Origin of the sequence: Chryseobacterium sp. T20 (assembly GCF_047345655.1) — a bacterium.
GTDB lineage: Bacteria > Bacteroidota > Bacteroidia > Flavobacteriales > Weeksellaceae > Chryseobacterium.
The window spans coordinates 377,238-400,613 of record NZ_JBLFDU010000004.1 but is presented as its reverse complement, the minus strand read 5'-3'; the positions used below and the strand labels follow the sequence as shown (position 1 = coordinate 400,613).

Sequence of the window (23,376 nt, the reverse complement as noted above, 5' to 3'; positions counted from 1 at the left end):
GATAAGAAATGAGATTTTTTTGTCAATCGTCAATTTTGCTTCGCAAGTGAATGGTGAATCTATTCTAAAATCAAATTGACAAGCGTAGCGGATTGACTGTTCACAATTCACCTATCCTAATTCCTTTTAAAAATTCTACTATTAAGTTAAGAAATAATTCCTTTGAATGCATGAATTCCATTTTATGAATGTTTTAATTTAACATTTCTTAACGAATGGTTTTTATTTCTTATTTTTGTAGGATTCAATTTTATACAATGAAATTACATAAATTTTCTTTATTGATGCTGGTTTTAGGCAGTTCAGCATTTGCCCAGAACCAGAAGTTTACCATGGCGGAGGCTGTAAATGGAATGAGAACCAACCTTGCTGTGAAAAATATCTCCCAGTTTTCATGGGCTGCAGACGGAAAATCTTATATCCAGGCCGTGAAAGGCGGTTATCTGATTACAGATTTGAAGACCAACAAACAGGATACTCTGATCTCATTGAGCCAACTGAACAGAAATCTTTCCAATGATAAGTTTAAAGCTGTTCCACCTATCAAATTTACAGGGAATTCCAATGGGTATTTTACGACTGGTGGTAAAATGTCATGGATTGAGAAATCAGGAAGCGACTGGAAAGTAAAAAGTACAGCTACCATTGACCAGGATGCTGCGAACGTGAAAATGTTTGGCGACGGTCAGACTTTTGCCTTCACAACAAAGAATAATTTATTTGTCAACAGAAACGGGAAAACCATTGCTGTAACCAACGAAACGAATGAGAATATCATCAGCGGACAGGCGGTTCACAGAAATGAATTCGGAATTGATACCGGAATTTTCCCGGCTCCAAACTCTGAGAGTGTAGCTTTCTATAAAATGGATCAGAGCATGATTGCAGATTACCCGATCATCGATTGGTCTGTAACTCCGGCTGTAAATCACAATATTAAATATCCAATGGCTGGTCAGACTTCTCACCAGGTGACATTAGGGGTGTTCAATATCAAAACTCAAGCTACTACTTTCTTAAAAGTGGAGGGCGAAAAAGACCAATATCTAACAGCTGTTACCTGGAGTCCGGATTCAAAATACATCTTTGTAGGTGTACTGAACAGAGGCCAGAATCATATGAAAATGAATCAATATGATGCTGCGACAGGAGAATTGGTGAAAACTTTATTTGAAGAAACAGACAGTAAATATGTTGAGCCACAGCATCCACTTACTTTCTTCCCGAACTCTAATACAGACTTCATCTGGCAGAGCCAGAGAACAGGATACAATCACCTGTTCCATTACAGCCTTGAAAAAGGACTGGTATCTCAAATCACAAAAGGTGACTGGCTGGTAACCGATATTTTAGGATTCAATGAAAAGAAAAAGGAAATCTATTTTACTTCAACAAAAGAGACTCCTTTAGAAAGACATTTGTATAAAATTAACTGGACTAATTTTAAGATGCAAAGGCTGGACAGTGGAGAAGGGATGCACATTGGAACTTTGAGCAGTGACGGAAACTATCTGTATGATGCTTACAGTAATGCCAATTCACCAAGAATTGCCAACATTATCAATACAGCGAATTTAAAAACTACCAATATCCTTACTTCTGAAAATCCATTAAAGAATTATCAGAGACCGGAAATTAAAAATGTAGAGTTAAAAGCAGATGACGGAACTCCTTTGTATGGAAAAATCATTCTTCCAACTAACTTTGATCCAAATAAAAAATACCCAACCATTGTTTATCTGTACAATGGACCACACCTACAGTTGATCACAAATACTTTCCCTGCTTCAGGAAATCTTTGGTATGAATATATGGCCCAGAACGGTTATATTATTTTTACGATGGACGGAAGAGGTTCTTCTAACCGAGGAATGAAGTTTGAGCAGGCTGTATTCAGAAACCTGGGAACTACAGAAATGAATGACCAGATGAAAGGAGTAGACTACTTAAAGTCGCTTCCTTATGTAGATGGAGAAAAAATGGGAATCCATGGATGGAGCTTCGGAGGATTTATGACAACTAGTTTTATGCTTCGTAAACCGGATGTATTCAAAGTGGGTGTAGCAGGAGGACCTGTAATCGACTGGAGCATGTACGAAATCATGTACGGAGAAAGATATATGGATACTCCGCAGGAAAATCCACAGGGGTATGCAACTGCTAATCTTCTGGATAAAGTTCAGAATCTGAAAGGAAAATTATTGATGATCCACGGAGCTCAGGATGATGTAGTCGTATGGCAGCATTCTATTAAATTCATCAAATCAGCTGTGGATAACGGAGTTCAGTTAGATTACTTTACGTATCCGGGACATCCGCATAATGTGATCGGGAAAGACAGAGTTCACCTGATGCAGAAGATCACAGATTATTTTGATCAAAACCTTAAAAAATAAAAAAGAAGATGTATCACAATTAAATGATGCGGGTTGGGAATCGTATATACGAAAACCTTTTATGTATTTATTAAGGTACATAAAATTCTATAAAAAAAAGGCCGTTCTCACGAGTTGTGAGACGGCCTCTTTTGTTATTAATTTTTCTTAGATTTTCTTATACGTCAGAGACATGTTGGCTCCGTTGTTAACAAATGAGATTGTTCTTTTAGTTCCATCAAAATAATCAACTTTAAAACGAGTTGTATCTTTTCCAATGGTAATGTTCAGGATCTGTCCATTATTGTCCTTCATTAATTCCCATTTACCTTTGCTGGTACTTTTTCCAACTGTAGCTTCAAAACCGAAATCTTGGCTGAAGGTTTGAAATATCTTGTCACTGCCAAAAATAGATTTTATGTCTTGTGGCTGGTTATTAACAACAGTTTCTACAAGTTGCCATTTTCCTACTAATTCTTTTGCTGTTTGAGCTTTAAATATGCCTGCTAAAGAAAGGCATACCATTACAATGTACTTTTTCATTATTTGAATTTTTAATTACATGACAAATGTACAAATAAATCCCATGTATTTTGTTGTTAAATTACTGATAATGAATAATTTAAATGATTAAAATTGATTAGTATGAATTAATTTTAAATGTTTTAAAAAAGATGAAATTATTTTTTAAAAAACATTATATTTTGTTGATTAATTATATTGTTGTCCAGAGTTTCTTTTACCTCACTTTATAGAATCTCATGGATGGATCTTAACAAACATCAATGTTTTTGATTTTTCATAGTGGTATTTTTGTACTACTAAAATCAACAATATGGAATTAGGAATAGGAATGTTTGGGGATTTGGCTTTAGACCAGTCTACCGGAAAATATAGAGATGCAGGAATTAAGATCCGTGAGATACTGGATCAGGTAAAATTAATGGATGAGGTAGGGATTGATGTCTTTGCGATGGGAGAGCATCACCGTCCGGATTATGCTGTTTCCTCCCCGGAGATCGTTTTGGCAGCAGCAGCAAGTATTACAAAAAATATAAAACTGGCCAGTGGAGTGACTGTTTTAAGTTCTTCAGAGCCGGTAAAAGTATATGAAGATTTTTCAACGCTGGATTTAATTTCAGACGGAAGAGCAGAAATATTTGTGGGACGCGGAAGTTTCATAGAATCATTTCCATTGTATGGTTATTCATTGAATGACTACGAACAGTTATTTGACGAAAAATTAGAATTATTACTGAAAATCAATTCTGAGGAAAACGTTAGCTGGTCAGGAAAACTTCGTGCTCCGATGCAGAATCAAACGGTGTATCCAAGAGCAAAAAATGACGGAAAGCTTTCAATCTGGAGAGCAGTTGGTGGAACTCCTCAATCTGTTGTGAGTGCAGCACAGCTTGGAATGCCTTTAGTGGTAGCCATCATTGGAGGAATGCCAATTCAGTTTAGAAATCTCATTGAATTCTATAAACAGGAATACCAAAAAGCAGGACATGATGTTTCGAAAATGCAGATTGCGGTTCACTCCCATACTTTTGTGAGTGATGACCAAAAAGTGGTAGATGGGTATTTCCATAATTATAAATCTCAGATGGATAGGATAGGAGCTTCCAGAGGATGGGCGCCTTACACAAAAGCACAGTATGATGGAGGAAGAAGCAAAGACGGTGCGTTATTCATCGGCAGTCCGGCTGAAGTAGCAGAAAAGATTGCTTATATGAAGGAGATTTTCGGAATTACAAGATTTATCGGGCACATGGATGTGGGAGATCCTGCCCATGATGTGATGATGAAGTCTATTGAATTATTTGGAAAAGAAGTAAAACCTGTCATTAAAGACTTATAAAATAAAAGAGACTGTCTCAGAAGTGTCATTCTGACGAAGGAAGAATCTCATAGATAACCAAATACATGAGATTCTTCACTACATTTCATTCGGAATGACAAAAGCCAAATTGTTTGACTTTTGAGATAGCCTCTTTCTATAGAAATCACAAAAATTATATTTTCTGATAATAGGCAATTGCTACCTGAGGATGAAAAGGAAGCATAAATGTTTCCCAGCCATTTTCCAGATCTGTTTCATTGCTCAGAAGGTATTTACCATCAATAATATCAATCAGTAGAAGCTCAGGTGAGAAAAAAGTAAGGCCTATTTTATGCTTGGAAGGATCTTCGAGATGAGAAGAAATCAGATCCAATTTAAAATTTTCAAATGGGAAGAATGTATTTCCTAAAACATCCGGAAGACTTCTGACTACTCCACCCAATTGTGCAACGTAGTTACTGGCCGCACCGCTTAACAAAAAAGGAATTTGTTTTGCATTCGGGTTTTTCTGAAGCAGTTCCCAATAATTCTTTACGGGATTTTCTTTCTCATCAAAAACCTGATGCTGAATTTTATATTCAAAATAAGTATCATCAAATACATAGCGATCCCAAATCATTTCAGAACTTTGATCGATAACAATACGGAAAGCGAGTTTTATTTTTTTCATCGTTTCATCATTTTACACTTCCATAAAAAGAATCAGGGCATTTTCACTTAAAGCTTCAAATTCCAGTTCTTCCAGTTCCCAAAGCAGAATAGCATCCCGGTTTTCCATCAGTCTGTTTTGAAATTCAAATGCACCGTTGATAACCATTCCGAAAATAGATTTCTCCGTATCTTTTAATGCATAATATCCTTCAGCGCGGCCATGATAAAGTCCGATAAAGTTAGGCTGCTGTAATACCTTAGAAATAGTAAAAGCATTGTTTTTTAGGGTGAAATCCAATACATTTTTGGTGTAGTTCTGAATGTTTTCTTGTTTTTTAAATTCAAAAATTAAAAGATCTGTCCGGTCATGATACACCATATTTTTGATAACAATATCTTTTCCTGCCTGAGTATTCAGCGTAAGAGACATTCCTGCTGAAATCGTTTCGTAAAAATCATTGATAATAATTTCCCCGTACAAAGGCAGTATGAGAAGAGTTCTTTCTTCTTCAAAACTGAGTCTTAATTCTCCTTCAATATCCAGAACCACCTCTTTGACATTATACAGAGTATAAGTTCTGTCTTTATCGTTAAGAATCTCAGTAACGGTATTTTTTTCATTTTCCTGCCAGATTCTGAAATCATTTTTGAAAATTTTTGAAGGGGCTTGAACTAACATAAGGAGAGAATTTAATATTCCCACGAGACACAGATCTATACATTGCTTTTGAGGATGAGAAACAAACAATTCATATTGAGATCAGACCTGTGCTTTGTGGAAATGGGATAATAACTAATATTTAAAGAACTTTTCAGAGTTTATGCCGATACTTTTATCGTATGAGTAAGGGCGAAACCACCACTTACACTTCCTGAAATAGCAGACATTTCATTAGAGGTTCCGTCACTGAACACATTATCATTGGCATTGTAGGTGTAGCCGCTCATTCCTTTGTATCCGGTACTTGCTGCTACCTGTACCACCGCATTGTCACTTCCCTCAGGAAATGCAATCTGAGTCACCAATAAAGACTGTCCTGCAGAATTATAGACATGAACGTGGATATGAGTAGCCCTTCCATTATACCAACCCGGAAAAATGGATGTGAATTTTACCTGACCATTCGCATCTGTAGTCTGTCTTCCTCTTAAAAAATGAACCGTAGTGTAGTTAGTAGGCTGCATTCCAGTTCCTCCATATTCAGAGTAGTTTCCATCTTTATCGCAATGCCAGATATCCACAAAAGCGCCCTGTAAAACTGCACAGCTGGTATTTACATTCTGTATCGTGATGGTAATGGAAAAAGGAACTCCGGTTCTGTCGCTCACAATATTACTCTGAACTAAGCTTGATGGAGATTTTGTAGGAAACGGCCCTTCGGTTTCAGTATTGGTAACCGAACATCCTGTAGAACCTGATCCTGCTGAGGTACCAGAAGATGAATCCGTAATATCATCATCATTTCCGCAATGGATTAAAAGAGGAGCGGCAACAGCTGTTACTCCGGCTAATCCAAGACTTTTCAGAAAGCCTTTTCTATTCATTGTTTTCATAATACAGGGGTTTTAAGATTATACTTTAGGCTGGAAGTATGAAGATGGGAGAGGGAAGTTTTGAATGCGTAATAATATCCGGAACTTCGCTCACAGCTTTCAGCCTTTTCTTATTCCAAAAGTATTTTCAAAAAACGGTGCAGGAAAATTTATGAGGTAAACGAATAAAATGTGTCGGTAAATCTGTGTTTTTTAAGAATTATTAAGAGTTTGGATGGAAGTTTGAAGAGGAAATTCGGAGGTATTATGCTATTAAAGACATTCAAAACTTCCATCCTCCCGCTTCCATCAGAATTTAACCAATCACTTATTCACAATCTTCATCACAAGATCTTTGTAGGTTTCTCCGATAGGAATGATGAAATCTCCAATGTGAATATTGCGGTTGACAATGGTTTTAATATTCTGTATGGGAACGATATAAGAACGATGGACTCTTACAAAATCCTTTTCGGAGAGTTTTTCCAGAATGTTCTTCATGGAAGAACGTGCGGTAATCGTTGAGTGATTGATTAAATGAATCTGGATATAATCATCAAGCCCTTCAATCAACAGAATATCATTGAAGTTGATCTTATGGAGTTTGTAATCGGCACGTATGGAAAGGTATTTTATATCATCAGTCTCTACATTGGTTTTAACTTTCTCAACGGCTGCTTTGAATCTTTCAAATGAAAATGGTTTTAAAAGATAATCAACTGCATTGATACTGAAAGCATCTACGGCATATTCCGAGTAAGCTGTGGTAAAGATAACTTTCGTGTTCTGGGAAATGTTTTTATAAAAATCCATTCCGTTTTTGGAAGGCATTTCTATGTCCAGAAAGATGAGGTCTACAGGAAATTTATTCAGATATTTCTGGGCATCACTTTGAGTATTGAAGACCTTTTCAAGAGAGAGGGTTTCAATTTTTCCGGCGTAATTCTCAATGATTTTCAAGGCGAGAATTTCATCGTCAAGAGCAATGGCTTTTATCATAAGCTTACAGTAAATTAATTTTTAAATCCACTTCAAAAATCTTTCCATCATTGGTCATATTCAATGAATGTTTTCCAGGGTATGCCTGTTGTAAATGTTCAAGAGTATTTTTTAATCCGATTTTCAAACTCTCTTCATCCGTAATATTCCGGTTCACAATATTATTAAAAACATGAAAATGAAATTGTTCTTCCTCAATCATGATGTTGATCGCTATTTTAGAGGTTTCTTCAGCATTAAAGCCATATTTAAAAGCATTTTCAATAAAATTGACCAAAATAAAAGGAGCTATTTGCAAATCCTTTGTCTCTCCGGTTTCTGTATAGGAAAAATCCAGGCTGTTGTCAGTCCGGATCAACTGAAGAGCTATATAATCTTTTACATATTCAATTTCTTTGCTGAGCTTTACCAGATCTTTACTGCTTTCCTGAACTACGTAGCGCATTACATTAGAGAGTTTCAGAATACTGTTGGGAGCATCATCAGACTTGAATAAAGTCAGTGAGTAAATTGAATTGAGAATATTGAACAGAAAATGGGGCTGTAACTGATATTTTAAGCTTAATAATTCTGCTTTGGCTTTAGAACGTTCCAGTTCCTTTTTCTCGATATTTTTAAAAATAAAAAGAGAAGATAAAAAAGAGAATAGAAAGGGAAGAAGTGATGAAAAAATCATCTGGACATAATAATTATTTCTGTTCTGGAAGTTGCCCTGTGGAAATCTTTCTCCCATTGGCGGTGGCATATCTCCATTGGGATTTAATGGAGGTGGCTGCATCTGCATAGGAAAATTCCGGGCCGAAATTCTGCTTTCTTCAGTAAGATAATTAGGAATAAAAATCATGAGTCCGAAACAGATCAAAAGGCAGATTATAAAAGGAATATATTTCTTTTTACTGTAGAATTTGGGAAGGAAAACATTCAGGTTTAAGTAGAAAAAGATGACAACCAATACAAAGCGGATAAACTCTCTCTGGAACGGGGAAACCTTAAATACGGATAATGTTCCGTCAAAATCAGGAGAAGAAACCACCGGAACTGTTAAGAGTAATAGAATAAGGATAATATGTTGCCCGATTTTTTTCACACAGTATAATTATTTAAGACTAAACATGCCTTGTAAAAAACATGAATTAAGATTCTTTTTCATTCAAATGTAATGAAATGAGGCATAAAAAAATACACTTAAGCAGAAAATCAAAAAATTTCATAGCTTAAGTGTACTTTCAAGGAAAGAAGTTTACAATTGAAAACTGCTTATACAATCTCGATCAGACTTCCTCTTTCTTCGTCTTTAATAATATTGAGTGCTGTAGGAATTTTCTCTTTCAGTTCTTCCACGTGCGAAATAATTCCCACGATTCTGTTTTCTTTCATCAGATTGGTGAGCGTTTCAAATACGATATTCACCGATTCCGTATCCTGAGTTCCGAAACCTTCATCAATAAAGAAGAAATTCTTATCTGCCTGTGCGTTGGCCTGAACACTTTCTGCCAGAGCCAGAGCGAGACTCAATGATACCTGAAAGGCCTGCCCTCCGGAAAGCGTTTTGACACTTCTGCTTTTTCCTTCGTTGAGGTAATCGATGATTTCAAAATCGTTATTTTCATTGAGTTGAAGGCTCAGTTGATTTCTGGTCATGCGGTGAAAACGTACATTGGCATGATCACAAAGCTGTCTCAGATAAATAGACGAAACATATTGTACAAAACCTGCTCCTTTGAACAGATTCATCATGATCTTCAGATTTTCGGAACGTTTCTGAAGCTTTGTGAGTTCTTTCAGAAGTTCCTCTTTTTTCACAAACTCTTTTTCCAGTCGGTCTATTTCAGCGGTTTTTGTGACTACAGAATCACTGATCTGTTTTTGTTCGGTTTGTGCTTCCTTAAATTGCTTTTCGGTCAGAGAAAACTGTTCATTGTCGAATGAAAATCCTTTCAGTTTTAATTCAAGCTCTCCAATGAATTTCTTTAAAGCTTCAAATTCAACTTTGAAATGCTGGACTTTAGCTCTCACCAGTTGAACATCAATTTCCTGAAGTAAAATATGCTCAACCTCTTTGAACTCTGTGAATTTTTGATCTGATAATGCCTTTACAATAGCCTCTTCATTCCCGGAAATTTCCTTTTCAAGTTCTGTAATCTGTTTTTCAGACTGGCTGACAATGGCTTTTTGCTCTGCCAGTTTTGGAGAAAGAATTTTTTCCTGTTCCAATGCCTTCTGGTAATTTTCTTCAGTTTCCTTGTTGGATTGTACCAGCTTTTGATAAATTTCTTCAATCTCAGATTTTTCCTTTTGGACATACAGATTCCAGTCCAGGATTTTAAGACCGGAACGGCTGATATTGATCTGTTCCTGTTTCGAAACTTCTTCTAAACGGAAGGCTTCCAGAGCGCTCTTGTATTTTTCCAGAGTTTTGGTTTCCCTGTCAAGATTGTCTCTTTCCAAAGCTATATTCCGTTCAGTTTCTTCAATCTTTTTTTCTAAAGTGAATGAATCTGAACGTTTTTTCTCAAACTCTTCTTCCTGATCAGGAGAGAATGTTTTCCATGTAAAATTCAGAATATGATTTTCAAGATCTTTTTGGATCTGAAGAACGATTTTCTGTTCCGAAAGAAGCTGTTCCTCAAAGATTTTTTTACGGTCCAGAATTTTGTCAATTTCTGATTCCTGCTTTTGAAGACCAATTGTTTCCTGTTCCACAGAAGTTATTTTCTCCTGAATTTCCTTCAACTCAGCATTCACATCATGAAATTCCACAATATGCGGATGCTCTTTAGATCCACAAAGAGGGCAGTTTTCACCGTCATGAAGCTCACTGGCAAAACGGGAAAGCTCTTTTTGTATTTTGAGATGATCCAGTTTCTGGGAAAGTTCTTTTTTTTGAGTTTCTAAGGTTTCTTTTCTGATTCTGAAATCTTCTTTATAATTTTCGTTGTAAGCAAAAGGCTTCAATTCTTCTGCAATTTCTCCGATCTGCTTTTGATGTTTCCCAATCTTTTCAGTTTGTTCCTGCAGTGATTTTTTTAGATTCTTGTGTTGAATAAACCAGTTGCCCACTTCAGAAAGCAGGGCAGAGTCAAGTTTCTGTTCCTTTAAGCTTTTAATCTGTACAGAAAGTTCATCAATGGTCTTTTGAATTTTCTCTTTATGAAAATCTACTTCTTTTACTTTTTCTGAACCTTTCTGAGTTCTTTCATTCAGAATTTTGATCTCCTGAGAAAACGTCAGAATCTGAATGATAAGATTCAAATCGTTTTCCTGAACTCTGGATTGCTCTAATGCTTTAAACTGCGGCTCAAGAGACGTAAGCTGTTCTTTTATGATGGTAAAAGCCTTTTCAGTTTCCTGTTGGCTTTTGATCTGCTGTTCTTTCTCATTCCGCTTGTCTGAAATCTCTTTTGAAAGCTTATTTTTCTCAATAATCAATGGGTTGAAGAGCCTGAAAATACGGTCGTATAATTCTGTCTGTGCTTCCAGAGCATCCATTTGAGGCTTTTCTTCTGAGAGTTTATTGAATTTTTCTTTATTCTGTTGTAAACTGTCAAAGTCACTTTTTAAGTTTTTCAACTGTTGATAGGATTGGGAAACCTTTTCCAGTTTTTCATTTGATTCTGAGAGCTTTTTCTGTTCCTCGGCAAGCTGCTCTTTTTGAATCTGGATTTTCTCTTCGTTGATTTCTTCAAAACCTTTCAATTGCCCTTCCAGCTGATCCAGTTCAGATCTGTTCCTTACATTAAGTGCAGAAACATTGTTCTGGAGGTCAAATTTTTGAAGATTGAAGATCTCCTTCATCATATTCGTTCTCTCTGCAGCGCCCAATTCAAGGAATTCTTTGAACTGTCCCTGCGGAATAATGATGGTTCTTTTGAAGTTGGAATAGCTCAACCCAATAATAGCTTCTGCATTCGAGTGATCTAAAGGAATCCATTTTCCATTGATGTTCTCATAAAAAGTAACAGCATTAGGTTTTACCTCTTCGAATTTTTTGGAATTTCGCTTAAAATCACGGGTAGCACGGAACAATTTATTCTCATAATTTACAAAATCAAATTCTATATAAGAGCTGTTTGATTTTAAGTTCATCATGTTATAAGCCCTTTTATCACGCATGTTCAAACGCTCCGTTTCTCCATATAAAGCAAAAGAAATAGCTTCTAAAACTGATGATTTTCCGGAACCTACCGCTCCGAAAATACCAAACAGTCCGGCTTCGGTAAGATTTCTGAAATCAATCGTCTGGCGCTCCTGGTATGAGTAAAGTCCTTCGATAGTTAATTGAACAGGGATCATGGCTTATGCATTTAAAATTTCGTTAAACAAATTCATCAGTTCTTCATTGGCTTCCTGCCCGCCATTTTTAGATTTAAAATAATCTTTAAATAAAACATCAATATCCTGACTCAAATTGATTTCATGGTTTTGATCTTCTGACAATTCCAGATTTTTTACTTTGGGGATAAGGTGAACAATACCGTTGTGGGACTGATAGATTAATCTTCTTTCATCTGCCGTTAAAAAAGTCTCACTTTCCAGCGTAAGTTCTATAAATGTATTGGGATTTTCACCCAGCCACTGAACAGCATCATCAATGGAGGTAAATGTTTTTCGGACTAAAGCTCTGCCACTTTTCAAGAGCTTCTTCTCGTAGGAAACGGCTTTTTCCGGCTCTGCATCAATAATGGAAACATATTTCGTCTGTCCCGCTTCACTGAAACTGTAGCAAAGGGGAGAGGATGAATAAATAACAGGTTTTTCTTTCGTTCCGATATTCTGAAAACCATGAAGGTGACCGAGTGCTGTATACTGAATCTGCTCAGGAATACTATCTGAAAAAATCAGATCTGCATTCCCTATCTTAATTGGTTTTTCTCCTTCAGGTTCTTCCAGAATTTCTGCACCTCTTTTATTCATATACAAATGAGCCGTCAGAAGATTCACTCCGGAATCATCACAAAACTGATCCGCAAGGTTTTTCCAGGTCTGAGAAAGGACTTTGTTGATTTCTTCCTCTTTATTTTCACCAAAATATTCCTTTAATCGGATCTCATTTGCGAAAGGCGTGTGAAGAATTCTTACAGGAAAATCTATTCCATCAATTTTCAGCTCGATAAAACCTTCTTTTGAGCGGGTAATGTTAAAATATTCTGTACCAAAAGGTGCTATCTCTGCTTTAGGATGGCCTATTAAAATAATCCCGCATTCCCTTGCCAGAGGATCGGGAGCATTAATTAAACTGGGAGAATCGTGATTGCCGGAAATAGCAATCACAGGGCGTTTACCATTTAATGATAAACGTTTTAATGTTTTATAAAAAAGTTCAGCAGCCTCTACACTTGGATTAAAATTATCGAATAAATCTCCGGCAATGAGAACTAAATCAACGTTTTGCTCGTCGGCCATCTGAACAATTTCATTCATAACCAAAACCTGTTCTTCCAGTCTAGAAAAACGGTCGAGACGTTTACCCAAATGCCAGTCGGCAGTGTGGAGGATTTTCATAATGTAAATTTGAGAATTAAAAAGGGTATATGCAGCGTAATTTTCAACTTGTTTCGCAGAGAATTATTTTGCAGATATTACAATGTAAAGATAGAGAATACTTAAATTTTAAAAATAAGGTTTCCCTTAATTTCAGATAAAAGCAATTTATAAGTTATCATCAGCTTCCCTTGCTTTGAAATCTTCCCGGATTTGTTTTAAACGTGCTTTCCTTTCCGCTTCAGCATTTTGGATTTTACGTTTTTTCTGATCAATTTTCTTTTTATTTTTTTTCCTGTTCGCTTCGTTGTTTTTGCTCATATTTTTTATGGGTAAGAAATAGCTTCTTCAAAAATAAGAAACAAAAAGGGAAGAAGAGGTGTAGATTTTCGTATAAACTTATAATCAATTAATTTTGCAAAAAAAAGATGGAACAGCAATCCAAAGATCCTCTGCACGGAAAAAGACTGGATGCTATCCTTGAAGAACTGGTAGAATACTATCAAGGTTTTGAAAGGCTGGGCGAACAGATCAATATAAAATGTTTTACAGATAACCCAAGCATCAACTCTTCCCTGAAGTTTCTGCGAAAAACACCGTGGGCCAGAACAAAGGTGGAGAGCCTGTACCTTTTTATGCTGAGACAGAAAAAGAGAGATGAAAGTAGAAAAAAATAAAGGCTGTAAAAAGAAGATCTCCTTTTCTTTATGCCTTTCATAGCTTCCTTCTTCCAACCTCCAATCTCCAGGCTCACTGAATCATTTCAAAAACATTATATTTGTATTATTAATCGTGAAACAAAATCACGAAAAAAAGAAAAAATATGACAATCGAAAACAATCACGTTGTAGCTGTAAAGTATATACTTCATACTATCGAACCAGATGGAAGTAAGATTCTTGTAGAAGAAACAACAACAGAAAATCCGCTTACATTTTTGTATGGTGTGGGAATGATGATTCCTAAATTTGAACAGAATATCCTAGGTTTGAAAGCTGGAGATACAGCTGCTTTTACAATTCAGCCTGAAGAAGCTTACGGTGAAAGACAACCGGATGCTATTGCACAATTACCAGTGGAAATGTTCAAAGAATCAGGACTTCCACCAGTAGGAGCTATTCTACCTTTATCTGATAATCAAGGGAATAACTTCCAGGCTTTTGTAGTAGAAATTACTCCGGAAGTTGTAGTGGCAGACCTTAACCACCCAATGGCGGGGAAAGTTTTAGATTTCCAGGTGGAAGTTTTAAACACTCGTCCAGCAACAGAAGAAGAGTTGGCACATGGTCACGCTCACGGAGTTGACGGAAACGAAGCTCACTAAAAAATAAAAAAATGTCCGGGTTATTCCGGATATTTTTTAGAGATAAAAAATGAGCCATAGAATTATCTGTGGCTCATTTTTATTTATAAGATTACAATAGGTATTGAATGCTTGGCATTCCCCTCCACCGGAGGGGTGGCGAAAATTCAAAGAATTTTTGACGGGGTGGTTCTATACGCAAAGCAGTACCCCACAATATATTTCTTCAACAGCTTTACTAATCCAAAAATTCCCCAGAAACATAATACCAGCGTTCATGCATTTTCTGAAAAACAGAAAACTCATGATGAACTTGTGGATGCCCATCCTGATCCGTATAATAAGCCTTAAATTCTACATGATTTAAAGTCGGAGTACGGATGATTTCCAGTTTTGTCCATTGATTGATTTCTCCCCATTCCTGAAGATCTTTCTTATTATGGTATTTTCTTTTTCCCGGAAGGGTAGTCTCCATCAGATATTCTCCATTCGGAATGGCGAAAGCAGAAAACCTTGAGCGCATCAGTGCTTCAGCGGTAGGAGCATGTTTTTCTCCGGTATGATAAGGTTTGCAGCACTCTTCGTAGGATTTTCCTGAACAGCATGGACAGTTCATATATCGTATTTTAAATTTTGAATGCAAAAATAATGAATCTCATTAGAAAGGACTTCTGCCTATTTGAATTTTATAATGGAATTAATATGTTGAATTATTATATATTCAATAGAAACGGGCTTTAGCCCGTTCAAAATAAATAAACAAAAATCCCCCGGCTTCAGCCAAAACATAGAGAATTTTATTTATCTCAAATATGTATAAAAAAAGAAGCACTCTAATTAAAGAATGCTTCCCTTGATTTATTTAATAAACCCTCTGTTTCTCAATAAAGGTTTGATATCCGGATCGTGTCCTGTGAAGTCTCTGAATGCTTGGTTCAGGTCTACAGAATTTCCTACGGAAAGAATATATTTTCTGAAACGGTCACCATTTTCTCTGGTTAAACCACCATTTTTACTGATCCATTCCCATGCATCGTTATCCAATGTTTCAGACCATAAATAAGCATAGTATCCTGCAGAATATCCACCTCCCCAGATGTGAGCAAAATAAGGAGTGTGATATCTTGGCGGAACTGTTGCCAAATTGAATCCATGGCTGGCTAAAGATTGCTTTTCAAAATCCAGAACAGGAATAAACTGGCTGTCATTGCTTACTGTATGCCAATCCATATCAAGTTCAGCAGCAGAAACCAATTCTGTAGTCATATAACCCTGATTGAATGTAGCTGCCTTTTTGATCTTATCTACCAAAGCCTGTGGAATAGGCTGTTTTGTTTCATAATGTACAGCGTAATTTTTCAGAACAACTGGATCTAAAGCCCAGTGCTCATTGATCTGAGATGGGAATTCTACGAAGTCTCTCGGTACATTCGTTCCTGAAAGTGAAGGATATTTCTGGCTGGCAAACATTCCGTGAATAGAGTGACCAAATTCATGGAAGATGGTTGAAACATCGTCATAGCTAATTAATGAAGGTTTCCCCGGGGCCGGTTTCTGATAATTGTAGCAGTTAACGATTACAGGTTTTGTTCCTAATAAATAAGATTGCTCAACGAAATTACTCATCCATGCTCCACCATTTTTAGAATCTCTGGTATAAAAATCCAGATAGTAGATGGCGATAGATTTTCCATCATGATCAAAAACTTCATAGGTTACTACATCAGGATGGTAAACCGGAAGATCTGTTCTTTTTTTGAAAGTCAGTCCGTAGAATTTTTCAGCAGCGAAGAAAACTCCTTTTTCAAGAACAGTTGTGATTTCAAAATAAGGTTTTATTTCACTTTCATCAAGGTCGAACTTAGCTTTTCTTACCTGTTCCGCATAGAAATTCCAGTCCCAAGGTTCTACTTTGAAACCTCCTTTCTGCTGATCAATAAGATCCTGAATATCTTTTGCTTCACGTCTTGCTGTTTCCACTGCCGGAGTAGCAATCTGGTTCATCAGTTTAGTAGCCGCTTCAGGCGTTTTTGCCATCTGATCCTGAAGTTTCCATTCTGCAAAATTTTTCTTACCTAAAATCTGTGCTTTCTTTAATCTTAGTTTAGCAAGTTGCTCGATGGTAGATCTCGTATCGTTGGCATCTCCTTTCTCAGCTCTGGTCCAAGAAGCTTTGAAAAGCTTCTCTCTGGTAGCTCTGTTTTTTAAATTCTGAAGAAGAGGCTGTTGGGTTGTATTTTGTAAAGCCAGAAGATATTTTCCTGGTTGTCCTGCCGTTTTGGCATCAGCTGCAGCTGCAGCAATTTCATCTGCAGAAAGTCCGTCAAGTTCTTTCGCGTCAGAGAAAAATACACCTCCCTGCTTTCTTGCTTCCAGTAATTTGTTGGCATATTGAGTAGAAAGAGAAGCCAGCTCCTGATTGAGCTGCTTTAATTTTTCTTTATCAGCTGCAGAAAGGTTAGCTCCTGCAATTTCAAAATTCTGCTTATAATATTGTAAAAGTCTTTTGCTTTCAGAATCCAGACCATCTTCTTTGATGGATTGTATTCTTTTAAAAAGATTTTCATTCAGGTACAGTTTGTCAGAATGTGCAGCAAAAATAGATGCATATTCTTCATCCAAAGCCTGCAAAGTAGGGTTCGTATTTGCGCTGGTAAGGTTTGAGAATACAATTTGTGCTCTTCTCAGTACTTCACCACTTTTTTCCAATGCAACGATGGTATTTTCAAAAGTAGGGGCAGCCGGATTGTTGGCAATTTTTATAATTTCAGCTTCATGTTGCTTTAAACCATAATTAAAAGCAGGTTTGAAGTGTTCATTTTTGATTTTGTCAAACTCCGGAGCTTCGTACTGAAGCTTGCTCTTCTTCATAAAAGGATTTGAAGATAAAGAGGGATCAGGTGCAGGTAGCTCCTGTTGAATATCGGTCTGTTTCATTGTAGTACAAGATTGATTGAACGCCAAGGCAGAAATTAATAATACCGATGAAATATTCTTCATAAATATAGTTGTTATTAAAGCATAAAGATATTAAAAACTTGCATCATAGAATGTATTTTGGCGAACGTATTTATGTAACCCATTTTGTAAGGGTTTTACAATGAACCAGTGCAGTCCCTTTGAATTTGGAAATACCTTTTCTGAAAAATCAGTATTGCATACAATTGCAGTATTTTCAAATGTAATGTAATATTTTTTATAAATTAGTTGTCATTTAATTAAAGAAACCAACAAAAATAATTAACAAAAGGAATAAGCATGAAAACAAGGACTTTATTTATTTTTTCAGCCTTAGCGGCATTAGCCTCATGTAATGATAAACATGAGAACCGAAACAGAGACCGAGAAGGAGACCGAAGTAATTGGGTAGAGAAAGTAGTGAGCAAAGAAAGTGGCCCGATGCAGCATAAAGAATTTAACGGAGATTTTGATGAAATTCAGGTTTCACAAGCCATTGAAGCAGAAGTTATAAAATCTGAAACCGAGAAAGTTGAAATCTCAGCCCCACAAAGTATCATTGATGAAATTCTGGTAGAAAATGATGGTGGAAAACTGCACATTCATTATAAGCCGGGGATCAGAGTAATGAACATCAGCAAAGTGACAGCTAAAATTTATACAAAAGATTTTAATAAGCTTGTTGCGGATTCAGCTGCGAGAATCATTGTAAAAGATAAATTTACTCAGGAAAAAACAGATATCGAAGCATCAAGTGCAGGAAGCATTTCCGGAGATCTTGAAGCTAATGATATGGATATCAATGTAAGCAGCAGCAGCAGTTTCGATGGGAAAATATGGGCCGTAAACCTTGATATTGAATCTTCATCAGGATCAACTCTGGACCTTTCCGGTAAAGCAAAAAAGGTAGACGTAAGTGCTTCTTCAGGCAGTAGCGTTTCTGCAAAAGGAGTTATTGCTGATGATGTAGAAGCAGACGCTTCCAGTGGAGCAAGTGTTCACATAAGTGCTGTTTCCAGTGTGAAAGCAGGTGCTTCATCCGGTGGAAGTGTGGATATCTCGAAAAAAGGAGAGCTTAAGAGTGTGATAAAAGACGAAAGCAGTGGTGGAAGCGTAAACATCCAATAAACTAATCCTGGGATTCTTCCTCATCCTCTTCATCGGTGGATGAGGAACCTTCCCAGTTTTTATTATCAAAATTAAGATTATCGTAAGCTAATAATTCCTCCTCACGCTGGAGGATTTCTTTTGTGGTAAACAGGGTAATATCATCATTTTCCTTCATTTTTGCCAGCTTCCGTACAGATGCTTTATCAATGGCCATAAACCTTTGACCAAGACGTCTTGCAGCATATTTCCTCATTCCGGTTTCATGAAGTACATCCACAGCCATATCCACGGCTGTTCCTAGTGTTTCACGGTAAATATGATTGACGCCATTGTTCAGATAATCATAGGCATCAATCCTGTTTTTTGCTCTTACGAAAATTTTGACGTTAGGATAATGTTCACGGACAAGCTCTGCTATAAACTTATTATCATCCGGATCATCAAGGCATAAAACCAGAATTTCAGCATCTTCAATTCCTGCCGCTCTTAAAATAGGAATCCTCGTTGCGTCACCATAATATACTTTAAAACCATAGCTTCTGAGCAGTTTTACACGGTCAGAATCACGATCCAAAACGGTAGCAGGTATTTTATTGGCTTTTAAAAGACGTCCCACAGTACTTCCAAAATGCCCAAAACCTACAATGATGATTTTCTTTTGAGTAACGTTGCTGTCAAGAATATTATAATCGTGTTCCTCTTCAGGAATTTCTTTAATAAATTTTGGCGTAATCAATTTGTCATTGATGATCAGAAGAATAGGGGTGATACACATGGTGATTGCCGTAACAGCCATCATCTGTGCATTCATTTCAGGACCTAAAAGATAAAGATCTGATGCATAATTGAGCAGTACAAATGCAAATTCTCCTACCTGAGAAAGGGCAAAGGCATAAAAAAGACTTTGGGGAGTATCTATCCTGAAAAATTTTCCAATAGTATATAAAACCACAAATTTTACAGCCAGTACCGCAAAAACAGTACTGAAGATAAATAAGGGATCCTTCTGAATAATATTAAAATTAATGGTAGAGCCTACACTTACGAAGAAAACAGCTAAAAGCAGCCCTTTAAAAGGATCGATCTGCGCTTCCAACTCATGACGGAATTCACTGTTGGCAAGCATGACTCCAGCCAGGAAAGCTCCTAATGCAGGAGAAAGGCCAATCACAACCATCAGCTCCGAAACTCCAATAACCAGAAATAGCGAAGAAGCTGTCAATAGTTCTGACATTCCCGATTTTGAAACATAGCGCAGGAAAGGAACAAAGACATATCGACCCAATAAAATAAGCAATGCTACTCCGAAAATAACCGTTCCGGCCTGAAGCCATTCCGGGAGTTTCTGGATCAGAATCTGAATTTCATTATCATGATGCTTGGCTTTATAATTGGCTAGAATAGGCAATATGGCCAGAATAGGAATCACTGAAATATCCTGAAACAGAAGAGTAGAAAATGAAGCCTCTCCGGCGGTGGTCTTAAGATTATTTTTTTCCTGTAAAGTCTGCAGAACAATGGCGGTAGAAGATAGGGCAAAACACATGGCAATAGCAATTGCTTTGTCTACTCTCCAGCCAACGGTTGTGAATACCAGAAAAAGCAGAAGAATGGTAAGAGCCATCTGAGATAATCCCAGCCCCATTATTTTCTTTCGCATTTCCCAGAACTTTCGGGGTTCGAGCTCCAGACCTACCAAAAACAAAAGCATGATGACTCCAAACTCACTGGCATGCATAATGTCATTGACATTGTTTCCTGTAAGTTTAAGGGCATAAGGACCTATGATAATTCCTCCTAAAATATAACCGATGACAGAACTCAATCCAAATTTCCTGGCCAATGGAACCATGATAATGGCTACACCGAGGAAAATTAATGTGTTCATCGCTAAGCTGGATTCCATATGCTATTGATTGAGTAGTTCTGTAAATTCTTTTTTATGTAAAATAATTTCTTTTTTAGAGAGCTTGTTGGCTTCGTATACGATTTTGATATGCTTAATATCTGCTTTAAAAACCTTTAATGAAACAATAAGCCCGCTGATGAGTTCATCTATGGTATATTGATAAGTGCCGGTTTTGCTGAAAGATCTTTCTTTTCCACCTGTGGTTACCAGAATATAGACTTCTTTTCCTTCCAGAGGATTATGTTCACCTTCTTTCAGCCAGTCTCTGTCGAAAACTTCATCAATCCATAATCTGAGAAGTGGTGGCATTCCGAACCATATCAGTGGGAACTGGAACACAAAACGTTCGTAATTTTTAAGACGCTTTCTTTCGCGGAAAGCAGCGATATGAAAGTCAGGATATTCTTCGTAAAGATCTCTTAGGGTATAATGCTGGTGGCGAACGTAGAAATTGATGAGCTCTACATTCGAATTGGAGTGCTCCAGATAAGGGTGTGCAAATACTACCAGCGTCTTCTTCATAATCCTGTTTTCAGTAAATATAAGAAAAAAATATTGAAAAAACGGTAGTTTTTATGAGGTTTTATTAATTTTTTAATATCTAAAAATCAATTTAACATTAAGAAAAGTTAAAGAATTGTGGTTATTTTAGGTTTTTAAATAAAAAAATCAGATCGTGATGATCTGATTTCTATATAAATTTTCAATTGAATTGTTAATTTACCAACCTCCGGATGCGCCACCGCCTCCAAAACTTCCACCACCGCCGAAGCCTCCGAATCCGCCGCCACCTCCGCCGGAACTTCCTCCACCAAAGCCACCTCCACCGAAGCTGCCAGGGAATGGGAAGAAACCGCCAGGATAATTTCTGCGCCCTCTTCTGGTGATGATCACATCATCATCGTCATCATTATTTCCACCACGTCCGCCACCTCTGTTTCCAAAAAGAATAGCAATGATGATGAAAATAATAAAAGCAATGATAAGAACTTTAAAGGCACTTCCATTACCGGAAGGAGCTGTTGTGGCTACAGGTTTGAATTTTCCTTCAACAGCCTCCATAATAGCTGAGGTTCCACCATTGATGCCTTCATACCAAAGTCCTTTCTTGAAATTTGGAGTGACGATGTAATCTAAGATCTGTCCTGCTACTGAAGCGGTAAGATATTGTTCTACAGCGCGCCCCTGCTGGATAGACATGGTCCTGTCTTCTGTGGCAATCAGGAAAACCACTCCGTTATCAACACCCTTTTTTCCAATTTTCCATTTCTCACCGAACATGGTTGCCAGAAAATTCACATCTTCTCCTTTGGTAGAGCGGATGATGACTACTTCAATTTCCGTTGAGGTAGAATCTGCAAACTTGATCAGTTTATTATTAAGCGCATCTTTTTCCTGTTGAGAAAGCAATCCTGCTTCATCAAAAACAGGATAGAGCACTGCAGGCTTTTCGGGAACAGTGTATTGTGCTGATACAAAAGTGTAAAAGCAGAGTAGTAAAAATGAAAATACTATTTTAAGAGAACGTAATTTCATTTGGGAGTTGGTTTGGGTTTTCTCCTTCTACAGGAAAATGTTTTTTGAGTTCAAGTCCTGTTTCCAGGATGGCACTTTTCAGCGCCTGATAATAATTTCCTTTGGCAAATTCAGCGGTAATATAATCGTGAAGATGATCCCAGTACGACTGTTTTACTTTTTCATGAATTCCGATATCTCCAATGATGGTAAGATATTTTTGTTCGAAATTGACATGGAAGAGCACTGCATTTCTGTCAGCCGTTTTATCCATGTCCAGTTTTTTGAAAACATCAAATGCAGTTCTGGCATCACGGTTTTCCGTGTTGGAATCAATATGCACTCTGATCTCTCCCGTAGAATGATCTTCCGCAGACTGAATCGCTTCCACAAGGGAAGCGATCTGTTGATTTGTTAGGAAGTTACCCATTATTATTTGAATACTTCAGGGGCTTTCTGAGCACCTGCATCAGCTTTGAAATAAGGTTTTTCTTTGAAGTTGGTGAAATTCGCCAGAATATTATTCGGGAAAGTCTTGATGGAAGTGTTGTAATCCTTCGCAGCATCGTTATAGTATACCGTTTCCGTTCTGATACTGTTTTCGATAGCAGTGTATTCTCTTTGGAAGTTGATATACTGCTGGTCTGCTTTTAAGTTAGGATAAGACTCTACTACAGCCATCAATCTGCTTAATGCACCCGATAATTCTCCTTGTGCTGCCTGGAATTTTGCCAGATCAGCTTCGGTCATATTCGTAGGATCAATATTGATGGAAGTTGCTTTGGAACGAGCTTCCACAACTTGTGTTAAAGTTTCCTGCTCAAATTTTGAATACGATTTTACGGTTCTTTCCAGGTTAGGAATAAGGTTCGCTCTTTTCTGATATACAGTCTCTACATTAGACCATTTTGCGTTCACGGTCTGTTCTTTGTTGACAAAGCTGTTATATCCGCTTTTTCCCCAGAAGAATAGAATAGCAACAATAATAAGAAGGGCAATACCAATGGTTCCTGCACCCAGACATCCTTTATTTTTCATAGTTTATTTTTTTAAATTTTTTGTGCTAACCAAATATACAAATTATGTGCTAATTTTGTAAAAAATTATTTGAATGACAACAATAGTGGTGGCAATGGGAGAGAAAAACGAAATTGGTTTTGAAAACCAGTTGCTTTGGCATCTTCCCAAAGATTTGAAACATTTTAAAGATATTACTTCCGGGCATCCGATTATTATGGGGAGAAAGACCTATGAAAGTATTGGAAAAGCTCTTCCGAACCGTACCAACATTGTTGTGTCAAGAAAAAAAGACTGGTTTGAGGAAGGAATTCTTATTGTAGGAAGCATCAAGGAAGCATTGAAATTTGCTAAAAAGATTGATGAAGAAGTTTTTGTTATCGGTGGCGGAAATATCTATGAGCAGACTATGGATGTTGTGGACAGATTGGAAGTTACTTTGGTGAAAGCAGACCTTCAGGCTGATACATACTTTCCGAAAATAGATCCTAAAATCTGGAAAATGACCAACGAAATCTGCCATGAGAAAGATGAAAAGAACGGCTATGATTTCTGTTTCCAGACGTTTGAAAAAATTAAAAAAGAAGATTAGATGTCAATAGTTAATTTTGCTTCGCAAAGTGAATCGTGAATTTTCTTACAGATATAAAAATTAACAAGCGCAGCGAATTGACCATTCACA

General features: G+C 37.0%; 22 protein-coding genes. 6 read left to right on the top strand and 16 right to left on the bottom strand.

All coding sequences use genetic code 11. The annotated features are described in order from the left end of the window. Positions 1-257: 257 nt before the first annotated feature. Complete coding sequence (locus tag ACMA47_RS13075) at positions 258-2,396, top strand: DPP IV N-terminal domain-containing protein (protein WP_413930107.1); 2,139 nt, start codon at positions 258-260, stop codon at positions 2,394-2,396. Positions 2,397-2,543: 147 nt separating this feature from the next. On the opposite strand, the gene ACMA47_RS13070 is transcribed toward ACMA47_RS13075, so the two are convergent. Next, positions 2,544-2,918 carry a hypothetical protein gene (locus ACMA47_RS13070; protein ID WP_413930106.1) on the bottom strand — a complete coding sequence of 125 codons (375 nt, stop codon included), beginning with the start codon at positions 2,916-2,918 and terminating at the stop codon, positions 2,544-2,546. A 292-nt stretch (positions 2,919-3,210) separates the two neighbouring features. Between ACMA47_RS13070 and ACMA47_RS13065 the strand changes: the two genes are divergently transcribed. Beyond that, positions 3,211-4,236 carry an LLM class flavin-dependent oxidoreductase gene (locus ACMA47_RS13065; protein WP_413930105.1) on the top strand — a complete coding sequence of 342 codons (1,026 nt, stop codon included), beginning with the start codon at positions 3,211-3,213 and terminating at the stop codon, positions 4,234-4,236. A 154-nt stretch (positions 4,237-4,390) separates the two neighbouring features. Here the strand turns inward: ACMA47_RS13065 and ACMA47_RS13060 are convergent, their stop codons facing one another. The 8 genes from ACMA47_RS13060 to ACMA47_RS13025 form a co-directional block, all read right to left on the bottom strand. After that, positions 4,391-4,888, bottom strand: coding sequence for a hypothetical protein (locus ACMA47_RS13060; protein ID WP_413930104.1), 498 nt, complete (start codon positions 4,886-4,888; stop codon positions 4,391-4,393). 12 nt (positions 4,889-4,900) lie between these two features. Further along, positions 4,901-5,548: a hypothetical protein gene (locus tag ACMA47_RS13055; protein WP_413930103.1), complete on the bottom strand. Its 648-nt coding sequence runs from the start codon at positions 5,546-5,548 to the stop codon at positions 4,901-4,903. 140 nt (positions 5,549-5,688) lie between these two features. Next, entirely contained in the window at positions 5,689-6,423 is a 735-nt protein-coding gene (locus ACMA47_RS13050) for an intradiol ring-cleavage dioxygenase (RefSeq protein WP_413930102.1), read from the bottom strand. A 303-nt stretch (positions 6,424-6,726) separates the two neighbouring features. Then, entirely contained in the window at positions 6,727-7,401 is a 675-nt protein-coding gene (locus ACMA47_RS13045) for a LytR/AlgR family response regulator transcription factor (RefSeq protein ID WP_413930101.1), read from the bottom strand. Between the two features lie 4 nt (positions 7,402-7,405). Then, the gene (locus tag ACMA47_RS13040) at positions 7,406-8,488 is read right to left on the bottom strand and encodes a sensor histidine kinase (protein WP_413930100.1); all 1,083 of its coding nucleotides are present in this window, start codon (positions 8,486-8,488) and stop codon (positions 7,406-7,408) included. A 170-nt stretch (positions 8,489-8,658) separates the two neighbouring features. Further along, on the bottom strand, positions 8,659-11,694 hold the full coding sequence (locus tag ACMA47_RS13035) for an AAA family ATPase (RefSeq protein ID WP_413930099.1): 3,036 nt from the start codon (positions 11,692-11,694) through the stop codon (positions 8,659-8,661). Between the two features lie 3 nt (positions 11,695-11,697). After that, positions 11,698-12,903, bottom strand: a complete 1,206-nt coding sequence (locus ACMA47_RS13030; RefSeq protein ID WP_413930098.1) for a metallophosphoesterase family protein — start codon at positions 12,901-12,903, stop codon at positions 11,698-11,700. Between the two features lie 147 nt (positions 12,904-13,050). After that, on the bottom strand, positions 13,051-13,203 hold the full coding sequence (locus tag ACMA47_RS13025; RefSeq protein WP_413930097.1) for a hypothetical protein: 153 nt from the start codon (positions 13,201-13,203) through the stop codon (positions 13,051-13,053). Positions 13,204-13,310: 107 nt separating this feature from the next. Here ACMA47_RS13025 and ACMA47_RS13020 point away from each other — a divergent pair, with 107 nt between their 5' ends. Further along, positions 13,311-13,559 carry a VF530 family DNA-binding protein gene (locus tag ACMA47_RS13020; RefSeq protein WP_034693317.1) on the top strand — a complete coding sequence of 83 codons (249 nt, stop codon included), beginning with the start codon at positions 13,311-13,313 and terminating at the stop codon, positions 13,557-13,559. 146 nt (positions 13,560-13,705) lie between these two features. After that, positions 13,706-14,206, top strand: coding sequence for an FKBP-type peptidyl-prolyl cis-trans isomerase (locus tag ACMA47_RS13015; protein ID WP_034693319.1), 501 nt, complete (start codon positions 13,706-13,708; stop codon positions 14,204-14,206). Positions 14,207-14,423: 217 nt separating this feature from the next. On the opposite strand, the gene ACMA47_RS13010 is transcribed toward ACMA47_RS13015, so the two are convergent. Both ACMA47_RS13010 and ACMA47_RS13005 read right to left on the bottom strand, forming a co-directional pair. Further along, positions 14,424-14,801 (bottom strand): YchJ family protein, encoded by a 378-nt coding sequence (locus tag ACMA47_RS13010; protein WP_413930096.1) that lies wholly within the window; start codon positions 14,799-14,801, stop codon positions 14,424-14,426. A gap of 242 nt (positions 14,802-15,043) precedes the next feature. After that, positions 15,044-17,185, bottom strand: coding sequence for a M3 family metallopeptidase (locus ACMA47_RS13005; protein WP_413930095.1), 2,142 nt, complete (start codon positions 17,183-17,185; stop codon positions 15,044-15,046). 258 nt (positions 17,186-17,443) lie between these two features. Here ACMA47_RS13005 and ACMA47_RS13000 point away from each other — a divergent pair, with 258 nt between their 5' ends. After that, the gene (locus tag ACMA47_RS13000; protein WP_413930094.1) at positions 17,444-18,271 is read left to right on the top strand and encodes a GIN domain-containing protein; all 828 of its coding nucleotides are present in this window, start codon (positions 17,444-17,446) and stop codon (positions 18,269-18,271) included. Between the two features lies 1 nt (position 18,272). On the opposite strand, the gene ACMA47_RS12995 is transcribed toward ACMA47_RS13000, so the two are convergent. The 5 genes from ACMA47_RS12995 to ACMA47_RS12975 all read right to left on the bottom strand — a co-directional run bounded on the left by ACMA47_RS12995 (position 18,273) and on the right by ACMA47_RS12975 (position 22,715). After that, positions 18,273-20,159: a monovalent cation:proton antiporter-2 (CPA2) family protein gene (locus ACMA47_RS12995; protein ID WP_413930093.1), complete on the bottom strand. Its 1,887-nt coding sequence runs from the start codon at positions 20,157-20,159 to the stop codon at positions 18,273-18,275. Positions 20,160-20,162: 3 nt separating this feature from the next. Next, complete coding sequence (locus ACMA47_RS12990) at positions 20,163-20,684, bottom strand: NAD(P)H-dependent oxidoreductase (RefSeq protein ID WP_034693331.1); 522 nt, start codon at positions 20,682-20,684, stop codon at positions 20,163-20,165. Between the two features lie 198 nt (positions 20,685-20,882). After that, positions 20,883-21,698, bottom strand: coding sequence for a TPM domain-containing protein (locus tag ACMA47_RS12985; RefSeq protein ID WP_413930092.1), 816 nt, complete (start codon positions 21,696-21,698; stop codon positions 20,883-20,885). Continuing rightward, a complete protein-coding gene (locus ACMA47_RS12980; protein WP_185103643.1) occupies positions 21,679-22,107 on the bottom strand; it encodes a TPM domain-containing protein in 429 nt (142 codons plus the stop codon). The genes ACMA47_RS12985 and ACMA47_RS12980 overlap by 20 nt, the downstream gene beginning before the upstream one ends. A 2-nt stretch (positions 22,108-22,109) precedes the next feature. Then, on the bottom strand, positions 22,110-22,715 hold the full coding sequence (locus ACMA47_RS12975; protein ID WP_034693337.1) for a LemA family protein: 606 nt from the start codon (positions 22,713-22,715) through the stop codon (positions 22,110-22,112). A 73-nt stretch (positions 22,716-22,788) separates the two neighbouring features. Between ACMA47_RS12975 and ACMA47_RS12970 the strand changes: the two genes are divergently transcribed. Further along, on the top strand, positions 22,789-23,286 hold the full coding sequence (locus ACMA47_RS12970; protein ID WP_413930091.1) for a dihydrofolate reductase: 498 nt from the start codon (positions 22,789-22,791) through the stop codon (positions 23,284-23,286). Positions 23,287-23,376 lie beyond the last annotated feature (90 nt).

Coding starts and splice junctions, on each gene's coding strand:
- ACMA47_RS13075 (WP_413930107.1), top strand. CDS start 258: ATGAAATTACATAAATTTTCTTTATTGATGCTGGTTTTAGGCAGTTCA.
- ACMA47_RS13070 (WP_413930106.1), bottom strand. CDS start 2,918: ATGAAAAAGTACATTGTAATGGTATGCCTTTCTTTAGCAGGCATATTT.
- ACMA47_RS13065 (WP_413930105.1), top strand. CDS start 3,211: ATGGAATTAGGAATAGGAATGTTTGGGGATTTGGCTTTAGACCAGTCT.
- ACMA47_RS13060 (WP_413930104.1), bottom strand. CDS start 4,888: ATGAAAAAAATAAAACTCGCTTTCCGTATTGTTATCGATCAAAGTTCT.
- ACMA47_RS13055 (WP_413930103.1), bottom strand. CDS start 5,548: ATGTTAGTTCAAGCCCCTTCAAAAATTTTCAAAAATGATTTCAGAATC.
- ACMA47_RS13050 (WP_413930102.1), bottom strand. CDS start 6,423: ATGAAAACAATGAATAGAAAAGGCTTTCTGAAAAGTCTTGGATTAGCC.
- ACMA47_RS13045 (WP_413930101.1), bottom strand. CDS start 7,401: ATGATAAAAGCCATTGCTCTTGACGATGAAATTCTCGCCTTGAAAATC.
- ACMA47_RS13035 (WP_413930099.1), bottom strand. CDS start 11,694: ATGATCCCTGTTCAATTAACTATCGAAGGACTTTACTCATACCAGGAG.
- ACMA47_RS13030 (WP_413930098.1), bottom strand. CDS start 12,903: ATGAAAATCCTCCACACTGCCGACTGGCATTTGGGTAAACGTCTCGAC.
- ACMA47_RS13025 (WP_413930097.1), bottom strand. CDS start 13,203: ATGAGCAAAAACAACGAAGCGAACAGGAAAAAAAATAAAAAGAAAATT.
- ACMA47_RS13020 (WP_034693317.1), top strand. CDS start 13,311: ATGGAACAGCAATCCAAAGATCCTCTGCACGGAAAAAGACTGGATGCT.
- ACMA47_RS13015 (WP_034693319.1), top strand. CDS start 13,706: ATGACAATCGAAAACAATCACGTTGTAGCTGTAAAGTATATACTTCAT.
- ACMA47_RS13010 (WP_413930096.1), bottom strand. CDS start 14,801: ATGAACTGTCCATGCTGTTCAGGAAAATCCTACGAAGAGTGCTGCAAA.
- ACMA47_RS13005 (WP_413930095.1), bottom strand. CDS start 17,185: ATGAAGAATATTTCATCGGTATTATTAATTTCTGCCTTGGCGTTCAAT.
- ACMA47_RS13000 (WP_413930094.1), top strand. CDS start 17,444: ATGAAAACAAGGACTTTATTTATTTTTTCAGCCTTAGCGGCATTAGCC.
- ACMA47_RS12995 (WP_413930093.1), bottom strand. CDS start 20,159: ATGGAATCCAGCTTAGCGATGAACACATTAATTTTCCTCGGTGTAGCC.
- ACMA47_RS12990 (WP_034693331.1), bottom strand. CDS start 20,684: ATGAAGAAGACGCTGGTAGTATTTGCACACCCTTATCTGGAGCACTCC.
- ACMA47_RS12985 (WP_413930092.1), bottom strand. CDS start 21,698: ATGAAATTACGTTCTCTTAAAATAGTATTTTCATTTTTACTACTCTGC.
- ACMA47_RS12980 (WP_185103643.1), bottom strand. CDS start 22,107: ATGGGTAACTTCCTAACAAATCAACAGATCGCTTCCCTTGTGGAAGCG.
- ACMA47_RS12975 (WP_034693337.1), bottom strand. CDS start 22,715: ATGAAAAATAAAGGATGTCTGGGTGCAGGAACCATTGGTATTGCCCTT.
- ACMA47_RS12970 (WP_413930091.1), top strand. CDS start 22,789: ATGACAACAATAGTGGTGGCAATGGGAGAGAAAAACGAAATTGGTTTT.